Raw genomic sequence first — 17683 nt, 5'->3', positions numbered from 1 at the left:
ACCCACCCTAGAAGATCTTCGGATCCCCGGCTCGGGTCCTTCGCCCCCCTTTCGTCGATCATGAAGTTGTTGCGGCGACACGCCGGAGTGGAGGGCAACACCTTCATGATCAACAAGTCTGGGTGGCGGTGGGAGGGCGCGTCCGCGCCACCTGGAGGACGGGCCGGCGTCAGCGGGGGGCGCCGGGCGCGTCCGGGTACTGCCGGCGTTCCCAGAGGGGCATGTCAGCGAGAGCCTTCTGGCCGAAGCCGCCGCAACCCGGGCAGACCCTCGACCCGAGACAGACGACGCACCGCCGCCGCGCGCCGCTGTCGTCGTCGAGGAGGTATCCCCGGGTGAGGCACTCCGGGCACCAGCCGATCCCGTCGCAGTCGGGGCAGAGCACCTGACCGGGCTCGCGGGTGGCCTCGGTGACGACCGGTTCGGGCGGTACGAACCGCTCCGGCGGGGCGGGAGGGGGAGGGGGGCGGACCGCAGCGCCGGCCGGATCCGCATAGAGCAGGACGGGCGGGGTGCTGCCGCCGAGGTCGGCCCGGGACAGGCCGGGGTACGCCATGACCCAGAGGAGGAAACCGTCGCGGGTGGCCGACGCGGTGGCGACCGCCGTCGAGGAGGCGTCGAGGGTGGTGTGCCAGCCCTGCGCCGCGAGCCGGTGCGCGATGTGCCGGACGACCTCGACCGAGCCGAAGTCGGCGGTGAGACGGAGCGTGGCCCGGCGGGCGTACCAGAGTGGTTCGTGCCGGAGGTGGTCCTTTGGCTCCCGGGACATCGGAACGGGGAGCCTCCGCCCGGGGGCGAGGTGGGCGGCGACCCCGAGGAGTTCCTCGCGCAGGACGCGACCGTGTCGTTCCAGCGTCTCCCGCGCGCCCGGAACCTCGGCGACGTCCTCCCAGCCGTCAAACACGGCGCTCTGCCGGTCGCTCCGGGGCCCCGATCGCTCCGGGGCCTTCGGCCGGTCGCTCCGGGGCCCTGGTCGCCCCGGCGCGCGTGCGTGGGCGGGAGAGCGGTGGGCGCCGTCGGCCGGCGTGACCGTGGCGCCCCCTGCGCGTCTGCATGCCGTGCCCCGACCCGTCGAGCGGACAGACCGACGTCACTGTAACGCCGGGCCCGTCGACTCGGGTAGGGCTACTCGTCGTCGGGGTCGTCGAGGCGGGCCAGCCAGGTGGCGAATCGCTCGATCGGGGTCTCGAACTCGGGGTTGAGGTCGACGAAGTCGCGCAGACGCTCGCCGAGCCACTCCATGCTGACCTGCTCGTCGCCCCGGCGCTGGACCAGTTCCTCGATGCCTCGGTCGGTGAAGTACATGCTCTCCGTTGCCTCCTCGTGGTCGGTGTGCGTCCCGACGCTCCGCAAGGGCCGGCCCCGCCGGGCCTCGCTCCGGTAAGGCCGAAGCCCGCCGGATTCTCGTGCTGGTGTGGCCGGGCGCCGGATTCCCGCGCCGGTGCGGACAGGTGCCGTCGCGTGCGGGACGGCCGGGACGGCGACCGGGGCAGAGCCGTCGTCGTGACGGTCCCTGCCCCGGTCGGCGGTGCTGTCAGGTCACGGGCGGGGCAGGGCCGCCTCGATCAGCGCGGTCTGCTCGACCTCGTGCATCTTCGCCGAGCCGACGGCCGGGGCGGCGGCGGCCGGGCGGGAGATCCGGCGCAGCCGTACGTCCGACAGGTGCTCCAGCAGGTTGAGCGCGACGAACGACCAGGCACCCTGGTTGGCCGGCTCCTCCTGCACCCAGGCGAAGTCCTCCGCGTTCGGGTACGCCGCGAGGGCGGCCCGGATCTCCTCGACCGGCATCGGGTAGAGCTGCTCGATGCGGATGATCGCGGTGTCGGTGACGCCCCGCTCGGCGCGGGCCTGGAACAGGTCGTAGTAGACCTTGCCCGAGCAGAGCAGCACCCGCTTCACCTGCTCCGGCGCCGGAGAACCCGAGTCGGGCAGCACCGGCTGGAAGGTGCCGGTGGTGAAGTCCTCGACCGGGGAGACGCAGAGCTTGTGCCGCAGCAGCGACTTCGGCGTGAACACCACCAGCGGCTTGCGCTTCGGCGAGAGCGCCTGGCGGCGCAGCAGGTGGAAGTAGTTCGCCGGGGTGGTCGGGATCGACACCCGCATGTTGTCCTCGGCGCACATCTGCAGGAACCGCTCCGGGCGACCGGAGGTGTGGTCCGGGCCCTGGCCCTCGTGGCCGTGCGGCAGCAGCAGGGTGACGGCGGAGCGCTGGCCCCACTTCACCTCGCCGGAGGAGATGAACTCGTCGATCACCGACTGGGCGCCGTTGACGAAGTCGCCGAACTGCGCCTCCCAGGCGACCAGCGCGTTGATGTTCTCCACCGAGTAGCCGTACTCGAAGCCCATCGCCGCGTACTCGCTGAGCAGGGAGTCGTGCACGAAGAACCGGGACCGCTCGCCGTCGCCGGTCAGCGACTGCAACGGCAGGTAGTCGTCGCCGGTCTTGGCATCGACCACGGAGGCGTGCCGCTGGACGAAGGTGCCCCGGCGGGAGTCCTGACCGGCGAGCCGGACGGTGACCCCGTCGTGCAGCAGCGAGCCGAACGCGATGATCTCGCCGAAGCCCCAGTCGATGTTGCCCTCGACGGACATCTTGGCCCGCCGGTCGAGCAGCTGCTGGATCCGCTTGTGCGGGGTGAAGCCCTCCGGCAGGTTGACGTGCGCCTCGCCGACGGCCTTGACGACGGCCGCGTCGGTGGCGGTCTCCACCTGCGGCTCCGGCTCGTCCTCCCGCTTGGGGCGGCTGAGCTGCCGCGGCGTGGTGGCGGCGTCGCGGGTGGCCTTGAAGACCCGCTCCAGCTGCGACTGGTAGTCGCGCAGCAGCTCCTCCGCGTCCTCCACGGTGATGTCGCCGCGCCCGATCAGCTCCTCGGTGTAGAGCTTCCGGACGGACCGCTTCGAGTCGATGATCTTGTACATCTGCGGGTTGGACATCGACGGGTCGTCGCCCTCGTTGTGCCCGCGCCGGCGGTAGCAGACCATGTCGATGACGACGTCCTTGTTGAACGCCTGCCGGTACTCGAAGGCCAGCCGGGCGACCCGGACCACGGCCTCGGGGTCGTCGCCGTTGACGTGGAAGATCGGCGCCTGGATCATCCGGGCGACGTCCGTGCTGTAGAGGCTGGAGCGGCTGTACTCCGGGGCGGTGGTGAAGCCGACCTGGTTGTTGACCACCACGTGGACGGTGCCGCCCGTGCGGTAGCCGCGCAGCTGCGAGAGGTTGAGGGTCTCGGCGACCACGCCCTGGCCGGCGAAGGCGGCGTCACCGTGCACCGCCAGCGGCAGCACGGTGTAGCCCTCCAGCTTGAGGTCTATCCGGTCCTGCTTGGCCCGGACGATGCCCTCCAGCACCGGGTCGACGGCCTCCAGGTGCGACGGGTTCGCCACCACCGAGACCTTGACCGCGTGGTCGCCGTCGGGCGTGGTGAACTTGCCGTTCTGGCCGAGGTGGTACTTCACGTCGCCGGAGCCCTGGGTGGAGCGCGGGTCCAGGTGCCCCTCGAACTCCGAGAAGATCTTCTCGTACGGCTTGCCGACGATGTTGGCCAGCACGTTGAGCCGGCCACGGTGGGCCATGCCGATGACGACCTCGTCCAGGCCGCCCTCGGCGGAGGCCTCCAGCACCTCGCCGAGCAGCGGGATCAGCGACTCGCCGCCCTCCAGCGAGAAGCGCTTCTGCCCGACGTACTTGGTCTGGAGGAAGGTCTCGAACGCCTCGGCGGCGTTGAGCCGGTTGAGCACGTGCTTCTGCTCGTCGGCCGACGGCTTCTCGTACTTGCGCTCGATCCGTTCCTGGATCCAGCGCCGCTCCTCCGGGTCCTGGATGTGCATGTACTCGATGCCGACGCGCCGGCAGTACGAGTCGCGCAGCACGCCGAGGACGGCGCGCAGCTTCATCCGCTGCTTGCCGGCGAAGCCGTTGACGGGGAACTCGCGGTCGAGGTCCCAGAGGGTCAGTCCGTGCTGGAGCACGTCCAGGTCGGGGTGCTTGCGGATCTTGAACTCGAGCGGGTCGGTGTCGGCCATCAGGTGACCGCGCACGCGGTACGCGTGGATCAGCTCGTGCACCCGGGCGGTCTTGTTGATCTGGCCCTCGTTGTTGACCGCGACGTCGCGCATCCAGCGCACCGGCTCGTACGGGATGCGCAGCGAGGTGAAGATCTGGTCGTAGAAGCCGTGCTCGCCGAGCAGCAGCTCGTGCATGACCTTCAGGAACTCGCCGGACTGGGCGCCCTGGATGATCCGGTGGTCGTACGTGCTGGTGAGGGTGATGACCTTGCTGACGGCCAGCTCGGCCAGGGTGGCCTCGGACATGCCCTGGTAGGGGGCCGGGTACTCCATCGCGCCCACGCCGATGATGGCGCTCTGCCCCTGCATGAGCCGCGGCATCGAGTGGACGGTGCCGATGCCGCCGGGGTTGGTCAGCGAGATCGTGGTGCCGGAGTAGTCGTCCATGGTCAGCTCGTTGCGGCGGGCGCGCCGGACCACGTCCTCGTACGCCTGCCAGAACTGCCGGAAGTCCATCTGCTCGCAGGCCTTGATGGAGGGGACCACCAGGTTGCGGCTGCCGTCCGGCTTGGCCAGGTCGATCGCGATGCCCAGGTTGACGTGCTCCGGCCGGACCATGACCGGCTTGCCGTCGACCTCGGCGAAGGAGTTGTTCATCTCCGGGTGGGCGACCAGGGCCCGGACCATCGCGTAGCCGATGAGGTGGGTGAAGCTGACCTTGCCACCGCGCCCACGGGCGAGGTGGTTGTTGATCACAATGCGGTTGTCGACCAGCAGCTTGGCCGGGACGGCGCGCACGCTGGTGGCGGTCGGCACGGCCAGCGAGGCGTCCATGTTCTGGACGATCTTCGCGGCCACGCCGCGCAGCGGGGTGGTCTGCGGGCCGGTGGCGGTCGGCTTGGTGGCCGCGGGCTTGGCGGGGGCCGCCTTCGCGGGCGCCGGCTTGGCCGGGGCGGCCTTGGCGGCGGGCTTCTCCGGCTTGCTCTCCGGCTTGGCCTCGGGCTTCTTCTCCGCCGGCTTCTTCTCCGCCGGCTGCGCGACCGCGGTGGCCGCCTCCTGCTGGCCGGCGGGCTCCGGCTTGGCGGCCGGCTTCGGGGCCTGCTCAGTTCCGCGCGGCTTCCCGGCGCCGGGCGCCGGGCGGTAGTCCGCGAAGAAGTCGTGCCAGGCCGAATCGACGCTGGTGGGGTCGGCGAGGTAGCGCTGGTACATCTCCTCGACGATCCACTCGTTCGGACCGAAACCCGCCAGTGGGTTCTCCTGCGAAGTCTGCTGGGTCGACACGGCCGGTAATCGCCTCTTTCACGCGGGTTTGTGTGTCACGCGGTGTCCGGTGTCGCCCTGCCTTCGAGCGCGCACGAGACGGCTCCCAGGCTACGCCGTACGGATGCCACAGGCATTTCCGCCTCCGACCCGTGGCCCGTTTCACAGAAGATGCCAGAAGTTCACCAAACGCTGCGTGTGCGGCCGGCTGCTGGTAAGGCCCGATGTGGTGGTGGGCCCCATGTCGTACGGCGGCGGGGGTGGTGCCCGGCACCACCCCCGCCACCGACGCCCGGACGCGTCAGGAGATGTCGCGCCGCCGGGTGATGAGCACGCCGGCGACCCCGCTCACCACCGCGTAGCCGATCAGCACGAGCGCGCCGACCCACCACGCGGGGGTGAAGTCGGTCTGGCCCTCGCTGACCATGACGGTCGAGGCGACGGCCGGCCAGATCACCTGCCACTTGACCACGGCCTCGCTGTTCAGCAGGTTCGACAGCAGCACGAAGAGCAGCCCGACGACCTGCGTGCCGACCAGGTAGAGCACCGCCGCGGTGATCACCGCGCCGAGCTGGTTCGTGATCAGCGTGCCGATGCCGATGCCGAGGACCGTCCAGATCGCGTACGCCAGCAGGTTGAGCAGCAGCGCCCGCTGCACGGCCCACTCGCCGAGCAGGGTCCCGTGGCCGTTGGCCGACAGGAACACCGCCCCGGCGGCCAGGTCGATCAGCGTGGTCACCAGCCAGAACGCGAAGCCCAGCAGGCTGGCCGCGACCAGCTTGCTGAGGATCACCGACGTGCGCCGCGGCGTGGCCAGGAACGTCGTGGTCGCCGTCTGGTGGAAGAACTCGTTGGTGACCATCAGGATGCCGATGAGCATCACGAACATCAGGCCCAGGTACTGCCCGGAGGTGTACAGGTTGGCGGCCTGCGCCGCCGCGGAGGCCTGGTCGCCGGTGACGCCCAGTTCCTCGGCGTTGCCGTTCAACGTCTCGTTGGCGACCCAGGCGTTGAAGGCGAAGGCCAGCGCGATCGACAGGAACGCGGCGATGGCCAGCCACCACCACGTGCTGGTGGTGCGGATCTTGAGAAGCTCGGACCGGACGAGGTTCATCGGATGCCCGCCTTTCCGGCCGTCAGCTCCAGGAAGACCCGTTCCAGGTCGGGCCGTTCCGTGGTCAGTTCGTGCAGTTCGACGCCCGCCGTCAGGGCGATTCGCCCCACGGTCGGGGCGTCCACCCCGCCCACCAGCAGGACGCCGTGCTCGTCGCGGTCGACGGTGGCCGGCCCCTCCTTGAGGGCGGCGGTCAGCGCGTCGGCCTGCGGGGTGCGGACCCGGACCCGGACGCCCTGCGCCATCGAGCCGATCACCTGCTCGACCGTGCCCTGCCGGACCAGCTGCCCGGCTGCGATGATCACCACGTCGTCGGCGAGCAGCTGCATCTCCGACAGCAGATGGCTGGAGACCAGCACCGTGCGGCCCTCGTGCGCGAGGTTCTTGAGGAAGCCACGCATCCACCGGATGCCCTCCGGGTCGAGCCCGTTGGCGGGCTCGTCGAGGATCAGCACGCGGGGGTCGCCGAGCATCCCGGCGGCGATCCCGAGCCGCTGCTTCATGCCCAGCGAGTAGCCCTTGAACTTGCGCTTCGCCGCCGGCGTCAGCCCGACCTGCGCCAACGCCTCGTCGGCCCGGTGCCTCGGCAGGCCGGCCGCCGCGGCGATCACCCGCAGGTGGTTGATGCCGGTGCGGCCCTTGTGCGCGCTGGACGCCTCCAGCACGGCGCCGACGTGCCGCAGCGGGTCGGTCAGGTCGGCGTAGCGCCGCCCGCTGATGGTCGCCGTCCCGCTGGTCGGCGTGACCAGGTTCAGCAGCATCCGCAGCGTGGTCGTCTTGCCGGCGCCGTTGGGGCCGAGGAAGCCGGTCACCCGCCCCGGTTGGACGGTGAACGACAGGTCGTTGACGGCCCGGACGTTCTTGTACTGCTTCGTCAGGCCGGACACCACGATCTGACCGTCACCGGTGGGGCTTCTCTGCCCGTCAGTCATTGCTCTCCTTCGTGCGGTGGCGTCGGGGTACGCCGTGACACAGCGTGGCGGGCGGGCGCAACCAGGTCAATCAGGCGCACTTCCGAGATCCACCTCCGCCTCAGGCAGGAGGCCCTCATCCCCAGGAACGATTATCCGGCGTCGTCGGCCACGGCGATCCAGGTTGCCCGGGCCCAGGCCAACAGAGCGCCGTCGGGGGCGTACAGGCTGGTGTGCGCGAGCGCCTTGCGGCCCTCGCCGCCGACCATGACGCCGGTCACCACGCACTCGTCGCCCGGCTCCGGCAGTGCCGCGACCACCGCCGCGATCCGGCCCAGGACGTACGGCCGGCCGGGGGCGATCACGGCCCAGCCGCCGGGGCAGTCCAGCGCGGCCCAGACGGTGGCGGCCGTGACCGACCCGGGCACCCGGAACGGCGCGGCGGTGCGGCCGTCCGGCAGCCGCCCCGGAAAGATCCGCAGCCCGTCGGCGCGGTCCGGGCCGCAGACGTAGCAGCCCGGGAAGGGGTGGTCGACCAGCCCGGGGTACGCCGCCGAGGCGGCCCGCGCAGCCGGCAGGTCCACCGGCGGCACCACCGCCCGGGGGTCCTCCGTGGGGCGGACCTGGGCGACGAGACTGCCCTGCGGGTCGCGGACCTCGCCGTCGGCGAGAGTGAGCGGGGTCTCCAGCGGGGGCGGGCGACGCAGCGTCACCTCGACCGGTCCGGGGCCGGCGGCGCCGGCGAGGACCCCGGCGCTCCAGCCGCCGTTGCCCGAGCCGGGCGGCCCGTTGAAACGCGACTCGATGATCATGAGACACCTCCGACCGCGACGCCCGGCCCCGTCGCCGGTGCGCTCCCGGCAGCCTCGCACGTCGCGGTCCTGCGCCGGCACGGGCCGGGCGCCTCAGGGCTGTCGGCGGCGGGCCAGCGAGCGGAGGCCCCGGACCCGCCGGGTCCAGCGGTGCGACGGGGCCGATGCCAGCCCCAGGTGGTGAGCCGCCGTGTCCAGGCTGTCCTCGATGAGGGCGTCGTGCAGCGGGCGGTAGACCATCGGCCAGCTCACCCACGCCGGCCACCGCGTGGTCATGACGAGGGAGTGACGCAGCAGGCAGCGTCGGTCGGTGACCCGAAGGACCTCGTACCCGTGATGGCCACGGAAGCCGGCCGGCGCGGAGAACTCGAACCGGATCCGCGCCCCGGGCTCGTACGCGACGACGGTGTAGCGGATCGGCCCGTGCCCGCCACGGGCGCCGACGCCGAGCGGGCGGTCGAAGCGCATGGCCGGCCACTGCCCGCGCGGCCACAACCGGTCATCTGCGGTCGCGAGGGAGTCGATCAACGCGCCCACGGCTGCGGGAGGCGCCGCGAGCTGCCGCTCGTGGATGTTGCGGACCATGACTCTCCTAGCGAGCATTCGCTACTTCAAGTAGAGGGTAGTCTCTACCTCATGCCGCAGCCGGTCAAGCACTCGGCCGACGTGATGCTCGACGCCGTCCGCGCCCTGGTGCTCTCAGGCGGGCCTGCCGCCGCCTCAGCCCGTGCCGTCTGCCTGGCCACCGGCGCCTCCAGCGGTTCGGTCTACCACCGCTTCCCCCGCCGCGACGACCTCGTCGCCGCCGCCTGGCTGCGCGCGCAGGACCGCTTCCTCCGCGTCTACCTGGAGGCCCTCACACCCGCCGACGCGCAGGCCGGCGTCCGGGCCGCGGTCGCCGTCCTGACCTGGTGTCGTTCCCATCCCGAGGACGCCGCCCTCCTGATGCGCCACGCCCTGCGTGACCTGCTGCGCGGCGACACCTCACCCGCGCTCGCCCAGCAGGCGCAGGCCCACCACCGCGCCCTCGGCGACGCCCTCGCCGAGGTGGCCCGCGCCACCGGGCACCGCCTGGCCGACGTCGTGTTGGCCGTGGTCGACCTGCCCTACGCGGTCGCCCGCCGCGCCATGCGCGACAACGGCACTCCCGGCGAGGACGACGTCGAGGCCGTACGACGGGCGGTCGCCCTGCTGCTGTCCGGCCCTTCGGACTCCTCGCCGGCGTCGCCGCCGTGACCGGGCGCTGAGGACCGATGTCGAATCGCCCGGGACCGGCCCGCACGAGCGTCCTCCGGGGAGCCGGTGCACATCGGTGGCCGTCCGGTGCTGTGCCACTGTTGGGGCCGTGCCCAGTCCTCACCTGCCGGTCGGCCCGACCCGCGAGGCGGCCCGGCGCCGGCTCCGCGCGCTCGCCGGCTGGGAGCTGCTGAACATCCCTCTACAGGCGTGGGTGTGGTTCCAGTTGGTCGGCCTGCCGCCGACGGCGGCGAACCTCGCCGGCTTCGGGGCGTTCGCGGCCCTGCTCGTGGTGGGCGCGGCCTACTGGGCGCTCAAGCTCCGGCAGTTGCGCCGCGGGGAGCCGCGCCTGCCCGGCCGGCGCCACTTCGTCACCGCTCGCGCCGCCCTGCCGATCCTCCTGGCCGCCGTGATCGCCGCCTGCGCGGTGGCCGCCGCGCAGGCGCCCGGCGCGCGGTCGTACCCGGGGCTGGCCTTCGGCCTCTTCGCCGTACTGGAGTACGTCAACTACTTCCACGTGCAGCTCATGCACGACAACCGGGCCGACCTGCGGCGGCTGGTCACGGTCGGGTTCCGGCGCTCGCATCTCTCCCGGGACCTGCGCGCCACCCGCTGAGGCGAGCGGGCCCGCCGTCGTCGTCCCGACTCCGGCACGGGCCGTTCACCTCATCGACACTCCTCACCCCGCCGGCCGGCAACCCGGGCCGCCTACACAGGTCCCATGGCCGTTCTGCACGCCGCTGGCGCACCCCTGACGACCAGCGGTTACACCCTGCTGATCGCCGACGACCCGCGCGAGGTCGCCGCCGCGCAACGCCTCCGTCACGAGGTGTTCGCCACCGAACTCGGCGCCACCCTGCGCCCGGGGGCCGCCGGGCTCGACGTCGACGACCTCGACGCGTACTGCGACCACCTGATCGTCCGGCAGGAGGGCACCGGCGAGGTGGTCGGCACGTACCGGCTGCTTCCGCCGGGCCGCACCGACCGGCGGTACGCCGCGACCGAGTTCGACCTCATCGGGCTCGACCCGCTCCGCGACGACCTGGTCGAGGCCGGCCGGTCCTGCGTGCACCCCGATCACCGATCCGGCGCGGTGATCAACCTCATGTGGGCCGGCATCGTCCGCTACCTGCACCTACGCGGGTCGCGCTGGCTCGGCGGCTGCGCGTCGGTGCCGGTTGCCGACGGCGGCGGGACCGTCGCGCGGGTGTGGGACGAGGTCTCGGCCCGGCACCTGGCCCCGCCGCGGCTGCGCGTACGGCCGAGGCGCCCCTGGTTCGCCGAGCCGGACCGGATCGCCGGGCCGGCGGCGGCCGACGGCTCGACGGCGCGGACCACGGTCCCGCCGCTGCTGCGCGGCTACCTGCGCCTCGGGGCCTGGGTCTGCGGCGAGCCGGCGTACGACCCGGACTTCGGGGTCGCCGACTTCTACGTGCTCTTCTCCCTGGACCGGATGAACCCCCGTTACCTGCGGCACTTCCTCGGCGGGGCCGAGCGGTGAGCACCGCCGGACGCCTCTGGCTGCCCGCGTCGGGGTGCGGGCCGACCTGCCTCCCGCCGGCCGGCGAGGTGCCGGCCGTGTCGCCCGTACGACGGGCGGGCCGGACCCTCGCCGTCCTCGGGACGCTGTCGGCGGGGGCGGCGCTGGCGGCGCTGCTGCCGGTGCTGCCGGCCGGGGACCGGGCGGCGGCCCTACGTGGTTGGGCCCGGTGGACGCTGCGCGCGTTCGGCGTGCGCCTCGTGGTGCGCGGCCGGCCGCCCCGGCGGCCGGCGCTGCTGGTCGCCAACCACGTCTCCTGGCTGGACGTGCTCGCGCTGCTGGCCGTCGCGCCGGCTCGGATGGTGGCCAAGCGGGAGGTCCGGTCCTGGCCGCTGGTCGGGCTGCTCGCGGCGGCGGCGGGCACGGTCCTGGTCGACCGGACCCGCCCCCGCGCGCTGCCCGCGACGGTCGCCCGGGTCACCGCCGCGCTGCGCGCCGGCAGCCCGGTGGCGGTCTTTCCGGAGGGTACGACCTGGTGCGGCGCCGCCGACGCGGTCGCCTGCCGCCCCGGCCGGGGGTTCCGTCCGGCGCTGTTCCAGGCGGCGATCGACGCCGGGGCGCCGGTGGTGCCGCTGCGGATCGGCTACCGGTGGGCCGCGACCGGCGTGCCGACCACGGCCGCCGCATTCGTCGGGGACGACGACCTGCTGCGCTCGGTGGGCCGGGTGCTCGCCGCCCGGGGCCTGGAGGTGCGGGTGAGCGTCTCCGCCGCGCTGCATCCCGCCCGGGACGCCGACCGGCGGCTGCTCGCCCGGACGGCCGAGTCGGCAGCGCACGCCCCCGCCGAGGCCGTCGAAAGGACGCCGGCGGGGGGTCGACGGGATCACGCGAGCATGGCCCGGGGAACCGTGCCGGGGAAGCCAACTGCCCGCCGGGCGGAACGCGAAGAGGCCCCCGGCGCGGGGGCCCCTTCGGTGTCCGGGTGGAGAGAGAGGCGGGTCAGCCGACCGGGCCGACGTGCTTGGCCAGGCCGACGAACGACTGCCACGCCCGGGCGCTGAAGTGGAGGGTGCCGCCCTCCCGGTCCTTGGTGTCGCGCACCAGCACGACGCCCGGCAGGTTGTCGGCGACCTCGACGCAGGAACCGCCGTTGCCGCCGGATCTCGTCGACTTACGCCACCGCGGGGTCGTCACGTCCATGACTTCGCCACCTCCTTGATCAGCACGGTCGACTGCCGGCGGGGGAGGGCCTCGTTCCGCACGATCTCCCACGTCCTGGCCAGCCTAGCAACATCGGTGGATGCGTCGACGATCTGCGCGCTGAGCTGATTGTCCGCATGGGCCACGCGGGTGCCGTCCGGCAGCTCGGCGATGATGAACTGGCCGGCCAGCCCGAGATACATGCCGGCGTCGGCCGGGACGACGTGGAGCTGCACGTGTTCCAGCGTCGCGACGGCCACCAGGTGGTCGAGCTGCTCGGCCATGAGCCCCGGTTGGTCGAGCACCGGCCGGCGCAGCACGGCCTCGTCGACGACGGCGATGAGCTGGGGTGGCCGCTCCCGGCCGAGGATCGCCTGACGCTCCAGCCTGGACGCGACGATCCGCTCCACCTCGTCGGCCGTGAACCGGCCCCCCGCCAGCGTGGCGCGGGCGTAGCGTTCGGTCTGGAGCAGGCCCGGCACGTACGCCAGCTCGAACCAGCGCAACGTCGCCGCCTCCCGCTCGAACTCGATCCACTCCCGCAGCCAGGCCGGCGTGGCGTCCAGCCGGGCCAGCTCACGGAGCATCCGGCCGAACCGCTCGCCCGTGTCGTGCTGGTCGTCGATCGCCTTCATGTACTCCCGGGTCGGCGGGCGACCGCCCGTCTCGACGGAGCTGACGTGCGATCCGGAGTAGCCGATCGTCCTGCCGAAGTCGTCCTGGCTCAGGCCGAGCTGAGCGCGGAACGTGCGTAGCTCACCCAGCACGTAGTTGGTGGCGGTCCCCATCGATTCCCCACATTCTGCCCGGTCCCGTCGGCGTGTCTCCCGTGCCCGCTCGACCGACTCGTTGACCTGCGCGGATGCGGCGAGCATGTGTCGACGGTAGTGGTGTCCTCACCAGACTGTCACCACGCGGGCCCGTTCGCCGTCGTCGAGGACGTGGGCGGGTCCTGCCGGGGCCGCCCCGCTTTCCCGTGGCGGGGCGGCCCACCTCGACAGCGGGGTGGGGGAGAAAGTGGGCCACCGTGGAGGCTGGCACCGGAGTCGGTGCGGACGGCACTGCGCCTGCCCGAACTGCGCGGAGCGGCGGGAGATCCGGAGCAGGAGTCCGAAGCCGGCGCCGGGGGTCTGGGGCGCGCGGCCGGAGCCCGCTCCGGCGCCGCACCCGCCACCCCGGCCGAGCAGGCCGGCTCCGTACATCCCCGGCCCCATCGGGCCCTTCGTACCGCCTCCGGTCGGGCCGAGGGCGAACGACGCGACCGAGATCCTGTGGTACGGCGCGGCCGATCTGGCCGCCGCCGGGCGGGCGCGGCGGTCGAACGGGGGGCGCTGGTGAGGCCCGTGCTCTCCACCCGGCTCCCGCAGCCCGGCCCCGGGCCGCGCCCCGAGCGGCCCCGCCACCGGATCGAGGGCCGGCCGCCGCACACGCCGCTGCGACCGCACTGGGGTTGTCGCTCGTGCGGCCAGCCGTGGCCCTGCGCGACCGCGCGACTGTTGCTCAAGGCCGAGTACGAGGGCGCGCCGCAGAGCCTGGCGATCTACCTGGCCGGCCTCATGTACGAGGCGATGCGCGACCTCTACCACCTCGACCCCCACGGCGGCCCCAGCCCTCGGGCCATGTTCGACCGCTTCGTGGCCTGGGGCCCGTACCGCCGGCCGCTCGTGGAACCGGTGCCGTGAGGCCGTCCCGTCGGCGCTTGTCATATCGCGATGTATCGCGTTAGTGTCCTGCCATCCGACGCGCCGGCGACTCGGCACGTCGCGGAGGGAGGGACCGATGACCGACTGGACCGTGCACGCCCCGCAGCGGATCACCCTGGACGGGCCCGTCGACCGACTCGACGTCCACCTGCTCAGCGGTCGCCTCAACGTGGTGGCCACCGACGGGCCGCCCCGGGTCGACATCACCCGGGTCGGTCGCCGGCCGGTCTTCGTGGAGCATCGCGACGGCCGGCTCTCCGTACGCCAGCAGCGACGCTGGCGGCTCTCGGACCACGTCTTCTGGCTGGGCCCGCTGTCCCGGCTGCCCCGGGTCGACGTCTCCGTCGCGGTCCCGGCCGACGTGCTGGCCGACCTGGAACTGGTGGAGGGTCAGCTGGTCGCGTCGGGGCTGCGCGGCAAGACCCGGGTGGAGGTGACCTCCGGCCGGATCGCCCTGATGGGCCTGCACGGTCGGACGTCGGCGAAGACCATGGCGGGCCCGGTCGAGGCGCTGGGCGTGGCCGGCGACCTGGACCTGGAGACCGTCGCGGGAGAGGTGACCCTCGCCGACAGCGCGGCCGGGCGGGTCCGTGCGCACACCGTCTCCGGGGCCATCACCTGCGACCTGGACAACCCCCGGCGCAGCGACGTCCGGCTCAGCACGGTCTCCGGCAGCATCACCGTCCGGGTCCGCGCGGACAGCGACCTGGCCGTCCGCCTGCACACCACGTCGGGCCGGATCACCAGCGGCTTCCCCGAGGTGCGGGGCAGCACCGTCCCCGGGTCCGTGGTGGACAGCGAGGGGGTGCTCGGCGCGGGTGGGGGTAGGCTCTCCGCGTCCGCCACGTCGGGCAGCATCGCGCTGCTCGCCCGCCCGGTGGACGACGACGAGGAGGAGCTGCCGTGACGGCCGTGTTCAGTCACGGGCGGCTCCGGCTCTACCTGCTCAAGCTCCTCGACGACGGCCCGAAGCACGGCTACGAGCTGATCCGCCTGCTGGAGGAGCGCTTCCTCGGCCTCTACGCGCCCAGCGCCGGCACCATCTATCCCCGGTTGCAGCGGCTGGAGGCCGACGGCCTGGTCACCCACACCGCCGCCGGTGGCCGGAAGGTCTACGAGATCACCGAGGCGGGGCGGGCCGAGCTGCGGCAGCGGGCCGGCGAGCTGACCGCCCTGGAGTCGGACATCGCCGCCTCGGTGGAGGACCTGTCGGCCCTGGCCGGAGAGATCCAGAACGAGGTACGCGGTTCCGTCCGCGACCTGAAGCGGGAGCTGCGCGAGGCGGCCCGGCAGACCCGTCGTCCCCGCTGGGCGGCCCCCGGCTCCGGCAGCCCGACGCCCGCCCCCGCCCCCGGCCCGTCGCCCGTACCCCCCGCCGGCCCGTCGCCCGCGTTCGGCGCGTCGTCGGAAGCTGGGCCGGCGTCCGCGTCCACCGCCACGCTGGCCGAGTTCGACCAGCGGCTGGCGACCTTCGCCGTCGAGGTGGGCGCCCTGGTCCGGGCCCGCCGGCTCAGCGACTCGCAGCTGCGTACGGCCATCCGGCTGCTCGACGGCGCGCTGGACGGGCTGCGCCGGCTGCTGCGCTGAGCCACGCCGCCTCACAGGTTCTTTCCAGCGAGTGCCCAGCGCGGACGCAGCGAGAGCACGGATGATGGGCGGCATGGCCGCTACCCAGACCGAGGCGCGACTGCTCGTCGTCGAGGACGATCCCAACATCCTCGAACTGCTCTCCGCGAGTCTGCGCTTCGCGGGCTTCGACGTGGCCACCGCGACGAGCGGCAGCGCCGCCCTCAACGCCGCCAAGGACCACCGGCCCGACCTGGTGGTGCTCGACGTGATGCTGCCCGACCTGGACGGCTTCGAGGTCATCCGGATGCTGCGCGAGGGCGGCACCCGTACGCCGGTGGTCTTCCTCACCGCCCGTGACGCGACCGACGACAAGATCCGGGGGCTCACCCTGGGCGGGGACGACTACGTCACCAAGCCGTTCAGCCTGGAGGAGCTGACCGCCCGGATCCGGGCGGTGCTGCGGCGGACCAGCAGCGGCGAGCAGGCGCCCTCCCGGCTCACCTTCGCCGACCTGGAGCTGGACGAGGAGACCCACGAGGTGCACCGGGCCGGCCAGCGGGTGCAGCTCTCGCCCACCGAGTTCAAGCTGCTGCGCTACCTGATGCTGAACGCCAACCGGGTGCTGTCCAAGGCGCAGATCCTCGACCACGTGTGGAACTACGACTTCCGGGGCGACGACAACATCGTCGAGTCCTACATCTCCTACCTGCGCCGCAAGGTGGACAACACCCAGCCCCGGCTGATCCACACCCTCCGAGGCGTCGGCTACGTCCTGCGCAAGCCGGCGGCGTGAAACCGCTCGACCAGGGCAAGGCGCGGCTGCGCAGCGTCCCGCTGCGGGTCAAGCTGGTCGCCGCGGTCCTGGCCCTGGTCGCCGCCGCGCTCCTGGTGATCAGCTCGCTGACCACCGTCTTCCTCCGCGGCTACCTCATCGAGCAGGTGGACGGGGAACTGCGCGGCACCACCCGCTCGGTCGACGCGGTGCTCAACCTCTACAAGGAGGGCAGGGCGGGCGGCACCGTGCTGCCCAGCGACTTCGTCGTGGCCCTGGCCGAGCCGGGCGGGGTGATGTCGCCCGTGTACGACACCCGCAACTTCCGGTCCGACCAGCTGCCGCGACTCCCCGACACCGTCGCGGGTTTCGCCGAGGAGACCGGCGAGCCGCGCACGGTCACCTCCCAGGACCACAGGTCCCGCTGGCGGATGCTCTACACCCAGCTGCCCGATGGTGAGGTCCTGGCTGTCGGGCAGCACCTCACCGACGTCGACCGTGCCGTCAAGCGGCTGGTCTGGATAGACCTGCTGGTCGGCGGCGCGGTGCTGGTCCTGCTCGCCTCCATCGGCGCGGCGATCGTCCGGACCAGCCTGAAGCCGCTGGTGGAGATAGAACGTACGGCCGCCGCCATCGCCGGTGGCGACCTCACCCGGCGGGTGCCCGACCCGGAGCAGGGGCAGCCCGTCCCCACGTCCGAGCTGGGGCGGCTGTCCCGGGCGTTGAACGCCATGCTGAACCAGATCGAGGTCGCCTTCACCGCGCGGGCCGCCTCGGAGCTGGCCGCCCGGTCCGCCGAGGCCGCCGCCCGGGAGGCGGCCGGCTCGGCGCGGGCCTCCGAGGCGCGGGCCCGCCGCTCCGAGGAGCGGATGCGGCAGTTCGTCGCGGACGCCTCGCACGAGCTGCGGACGCCGCTGACCACCATCAGGGGCTTCTCCGAGTTGTACCGGCAGGGCGCGGCGAGCGCGCCGGAGCAGACCGCCGACCTGCTGCGCCGCATCGAGCAGGAGGCGGCCCGGATGGGGCTGCTGGTGGAGGACCTGCTGCTGCTCGCCCGGCTGGACCGGGAGCGACCGCTCTCCCTCGCTCCGGTGGAGCTGCCCGTGCTGGCCAGCGAGGCGGTCGAGGCCGCCCGGGCGGTGGCGCCGGAGCGCCGGATCGAGCTGGAGGTCACCCCCGGCTCCGGTCCGCTGGTGGTCTACGGCGACGACGCCCGGCTGCGCCAGATCATCGGCAACCTGATGACCAACTCGCTCACGCACACCCCGCCGGAGGCCTCGGTGACCCTGCGGCTGCGCGCCGAGCCCGGGAACCTGGCCGTGGTCGAGGTGGTGGACACCGGTCCCGGGCTCACCCCAGAGCAGGCGGAGCGGGTCTTCGAGCGCTTCTACCGGGTGGACGCGGCGCGTACCCGGCGGGCCGGCGGCAACACCGGCACCGGCCTCGGCCTGGCCATCGTCGCGGCGCTGGTGCGCGCCCACCACGGCACCGTCGAGGTGGCCGAGACCCCCGGCGGGGGAGCGACCTTCCGGGTCCGGCTCCCGCTCGTGCCGGACGACGATGGCGATGGCGAGTGACTTTCAGCCAACATTCAGGTGCGTTCCAGGCGGATCGCAGT

General features: G+C 73.1%; 18 protein-coding genes. 9 read left to right on the top strand and 9 right to left on the bottom strand.

Annotated features, from left to right (window positions below; translation table 11 throughout):
• Positions 1-169 precede the first annotated feature (169 nt).
• The 7 genes from ACN27A_RS16420 to ACN27A_RS16390 all read right to left on the bottom strand — a co-directional run bounded on the left by ACN27A_RS16420 (position 170) and on the right by ACN27A_RS16390 (position 8690).
• Positions 170-904, bottom strand: a complete 735-nt coding sequence (locus ACN27A_RS16420) for a hypothetical protein (protein WP_421454343.1) — start codon at positions 902-904, stop codon at positions 170-172.
• 221 nt (positions 905-1125) lie between these two features.
• Positions 1126-1305, bottom strand: coding sequence for a DUF6104 family protein (locus ACN27A_RS16415; protein ID WP_121399674.1), 180 nt, complete (start codon positions 1303-1305; stop codon positions 1126-1128).
• Positions 1306-1539: 234 nt separating this feature from the next.
• Positions 1540-5289 (bottom strand): multifunctional oxoglutarate decarboxylase/oxoglutarate dehydrogenase thiamine pyrophosphate-binding subunit/dihydrolipoyllysine-residue succinyltransferase subunit, encoded by a 3750-nt coding sequence (locus ACN27A_RS16410; protein ID WP_421454341.1) that lies wholly within the window; start codon positions 5287-5289, stop codon positions 1540-1542.
• Between the two features lie 280 nt (positions 5290-5569).
• Positions 5570-6382 carry an ABC transporter permease gene (locus ACN27A_RS16405; RefSeq protein ID WP_421454338.1) on the bottom strand — a complete coding sequence of 271 codons (813 nt, stop codon included), beginning with the start codon at positions 6380-6382 and terminating at the stop codon, positions 5570-5572.
• Complete coding sequence (locus tag ACN27A_RS16400) at positions 6379-7314, bottom strand: ABC transporter ATP-binding protein (protein ID WP_421454335.1); 936 nt, start codon at positions 7312-7314, stop codon at positions 6379-6381. Before ACN27A_RS16400 ends, ACN27A_RS16405 begins: the two co-directional genes overlap by 4 nt.
• A gap of 131 nt (positions 7315-7445) precedes the next feature.
• Complete coding sequence (locus tag ACN27A_RS16395; protein WP_421454332.1) at positions 7446-8105, bottom strand: hypothetical protein; 660 nt, start codon at positions 8103-8105, stop codon at positions 7446-7448.
• A gap of 93 nt (positions 8106-8198) precedes the next feature.
• A complete protein-coding gene (locus ACN27A_RS16390) occupies positions 8199-8690 on the bottom strand; it encodes a hypothetical protein (protein WP_421454330.1) in 492 nt (163 codons plus the stop codon).
• A gap of 51 nt (positions 8691-8741) precedes the next feature.
• On the opposite strand from ACN27A_RS16390, the gene ACN27A_RS16385 reads away from it, so the two are divergent.
• The 4 genes from ACN27A_RS16385 to ACN27A_RS16370 all read left to right on the top strand — a co-directional run bounded on the left by ACN27A_RS16385 (position 8742) and on the right by ACN27A_RS16370 (position 11882).
• Entirely contained in the window at positions 8742-9341 is a 600-nt protein-coding gene (locus ACN27A_RS16385) for a TetR/AcrR family transcriptional regulator (RefSeq protein ID WP_421454328.1), read from the top strand.
• Positions 9342-9450: 109 nt separating this feature from the next.
• Complete coding sequence (locus ACN27A_RS16380) at positions 9451-9957, top strand: hypothetical protein (protein WP_421454327.1); 507 nt, start codon at positions 9451-9453, stop codon at positions 9955-9957.
• A 105-nt stretch (positions 9958-10062) separates the two neighbouring features.
• On the top strand, positions 10063-10842 hold the full coding sequence (locus ACN27A_RS16375) for a GNAT family N-acetyltransferase (protein ID WP_421454324.1): 780 nt from the start codon (positions 10063-10065) through the stop codon (positions 10840-10842).
• A complete protein-coding gene (locus ACN27A_RS16370; RefSeq protein ID WP_421454322.1) occupies positions 10839-11882 on the top strand; it encodes a lysophospholipid acyltransferase family protein in 1044 nt (347 codons plus the stop codon). Before ACN27A_RS16375 ends, ACN27A_RS16370 begins: the two co-directional genes overlap by 4 nt.
• Here the strand turns inward: ACN27A_RS16370 and ACN27A_RS16365 are convergent.
• On the bottom strand, positions 11821-12021 hold the full coding sequence (locus tag ACN27A_RS16365; RefSeq protein WP_393168069.1) for a DUF397 domain-containing protein: 201 nt from the start codon (positions 12019-12021) through the stop codon (positions 11821-11823). The genes ACN27A_RS16370 and ACN27A_RS16365 overlap by 62 nt on opposite strands.
• Positions 12012-12809, bottom strand: coding sequence for a helix-turn-helix domain-containing protein (locus tag ACN27A_RS16360; protein WP_421458491.1), 798 nt, complete (start codon positions 12807-12809; stop codon positions 12012-12014). The genes ACN27A_RS16365 and ACN27A_RS16360 overlap by 10 nt, the downstream gene beginning before the upstream one ends.
• A 555-nt stretch (positions 12810-13364) precedes the next feature.
• On the opposite strand from ACN27A_RS16360, the gene ACN27A_RS16355 reads away from it, so the two are divergent.
• The 5 genes from ACN27A_RS16355 to ACN27A_RS16335 all read left to right on the top strand — a co-directional run bounded on the left by ACN27A_RS16355 (position 13365) and on the right by ACN27A_RS16335 (position 17642).
• Positions 13365-13703, top strand: coding sequence for a hypothetical protein (locus ACN27A_RS16355; protein ID WP_421458490.1), 339 nt, complete (start codon positions 13365-13367; stop codon positions 13701-13703).
• A 97-nt stretch (positions 13704-13800) separates the two neighbouring features.
• Complete coding sequence (locus ACN27A_RS16350) at positions 13801-14631, top strand: DUF4097 family beta strand repeat-containing protein (protein WP_421454319.1); 831 nt, start codon at positions 13801-13803, stop codon at positions 14629-14631.
• Positions 14628-15311: a PadR family transcriptional regulator gene (locus tag ACN27A_RS16345; RefSeq protein ID WP_421454317.1), complete on the top strand. Its 684-nt coding sequence runs from the start codon at positions 14628-14630 to the stop codon at positions 15309-15311. The genes ACN27A_RS16350 and ACN27A_RS16345 overlap by 4 nt, the downstream gene beginning before the upstream one ends.
• A gap of 73 nt (positions 15312-15384) precedes the next feature.
• Positions 15385-16086, top strand: a complete 702-nt coding sequence (locus tag ACN27A_RS16340) for a response regulator transcription factor (RefSeq protein WP_089003225.1) — start codon at positions 15385-15387, stop codon at positions 16084-16086.
• Positions 16083-17642: a HAMP domain-containing sensor histidine kinase gene (locus tag ACN27A_RS16335; RefSeq protein WP_421454313.1), complete on the top strand. Its 1560-nt coding sequence runs from the start codon at positions 16083-16085 to the stop codon at positions 17640-17642. Before ACN27A_RS16340 ends, ACN27A_RS16335 begins: the two co-directional genes overlap by 4 nt.
• Positions 17643-17683: the final 41 nt, after the last annotated feature.

Origin of the sequence: Micromonospora sp. WMMD737, from assembly GCF_049179055.1 — a bacterium.
Taxonomy (GTDB): Bacteria; Actinomycetota; Actinomycetes; order Mycobacteriales; family Micromonosporaceae; genus Micromonospora; species Micromonospora reichwaldensis.
This window is presented reverse-complemented; position numbering and strand designations above follow the sequence as displayed.

Bases quoted from the DNA above. Each gene is read 5' to 3' on its own strand.
- ACN27A_RS16365 (WP_393168069.1), bottom strand. From the start codon at position 12,021: ATGGACGTGACGACCCCGCGGTGGCGTAAGTCGACGAGATCCGGCGGC.
- ACN27A_RS16405 (WP_421454338.1), bottom strand. From the start codon at position 6,382: ATGAACCTCGTCCGGTCCGAGCTTCTCAAGATCCGCACCACCAGCACG.
- ACN27A_RS16360 (WP_421458491.1), bottom strand. From the start codon at position 12,809: ATGGGGACCGCCACCAACTACGTGCTGGGTGAGCTACGCACGTTCCGC.
- ACN27A_RS16395 (WP_421454332.1), bottom strand. From the start codon at position 8,105: ATGATCATCGAGTCGCGTTTCAACGGGCCGCCCGGCTCGGGCAACGGC.
- ACN27A_RS16340 (WP_089003225.1), top strand. From the start codon at position 15,385: ATGGCCGCTACCCAGACCGAGGCGCGACTGCTCGTCGTCGAGGACGAT.
- ACN27A_RS16390 (WP_421454330.1), bottom strand. From the start codon at position 8,690: ATGGTCCGCAACATCCACGAGCGGCAGCTCGCGGCGCCTCCCGCAGCC.
- ACN27A_RS16375 (WP_421454324.1), top strand. From the start codon at position 10,063: ATGGCCGTTCTGCACGCCGCTGGCGCACCCCTGACGACCAGCGGTTAC.
- ACN27A_RS16385 (WP_421454328.1), top strand. From the start codon at position 8,742: ATGCCGCAGCCGGTCAAGCACTCGGCCGACGTGATGCTCGACGCCGTC.
- ACN27A_RS16415 (WP_121399674.1), bottom strand. From the start codon at position 1,305: ATGTACTTCACCGACCGAGGCATCGAGGAACTGGTCCAGCGCCGGGGC.
- ACN27A_RS16400 (WP_421454335.1), bottom strand. From the start codon at position 7,314: ATGACTGACGGGCAGAGAAGCCCCACCGGTGACGGTCAGATCGTGGTG.
- ACN27A_RS16350 (WP_421454319.1), top strand. From the start codon at position 13,801: ATGACCGACTGGACCGTGCACGCCCCGCAGCGGATCACCCTGGACGGG.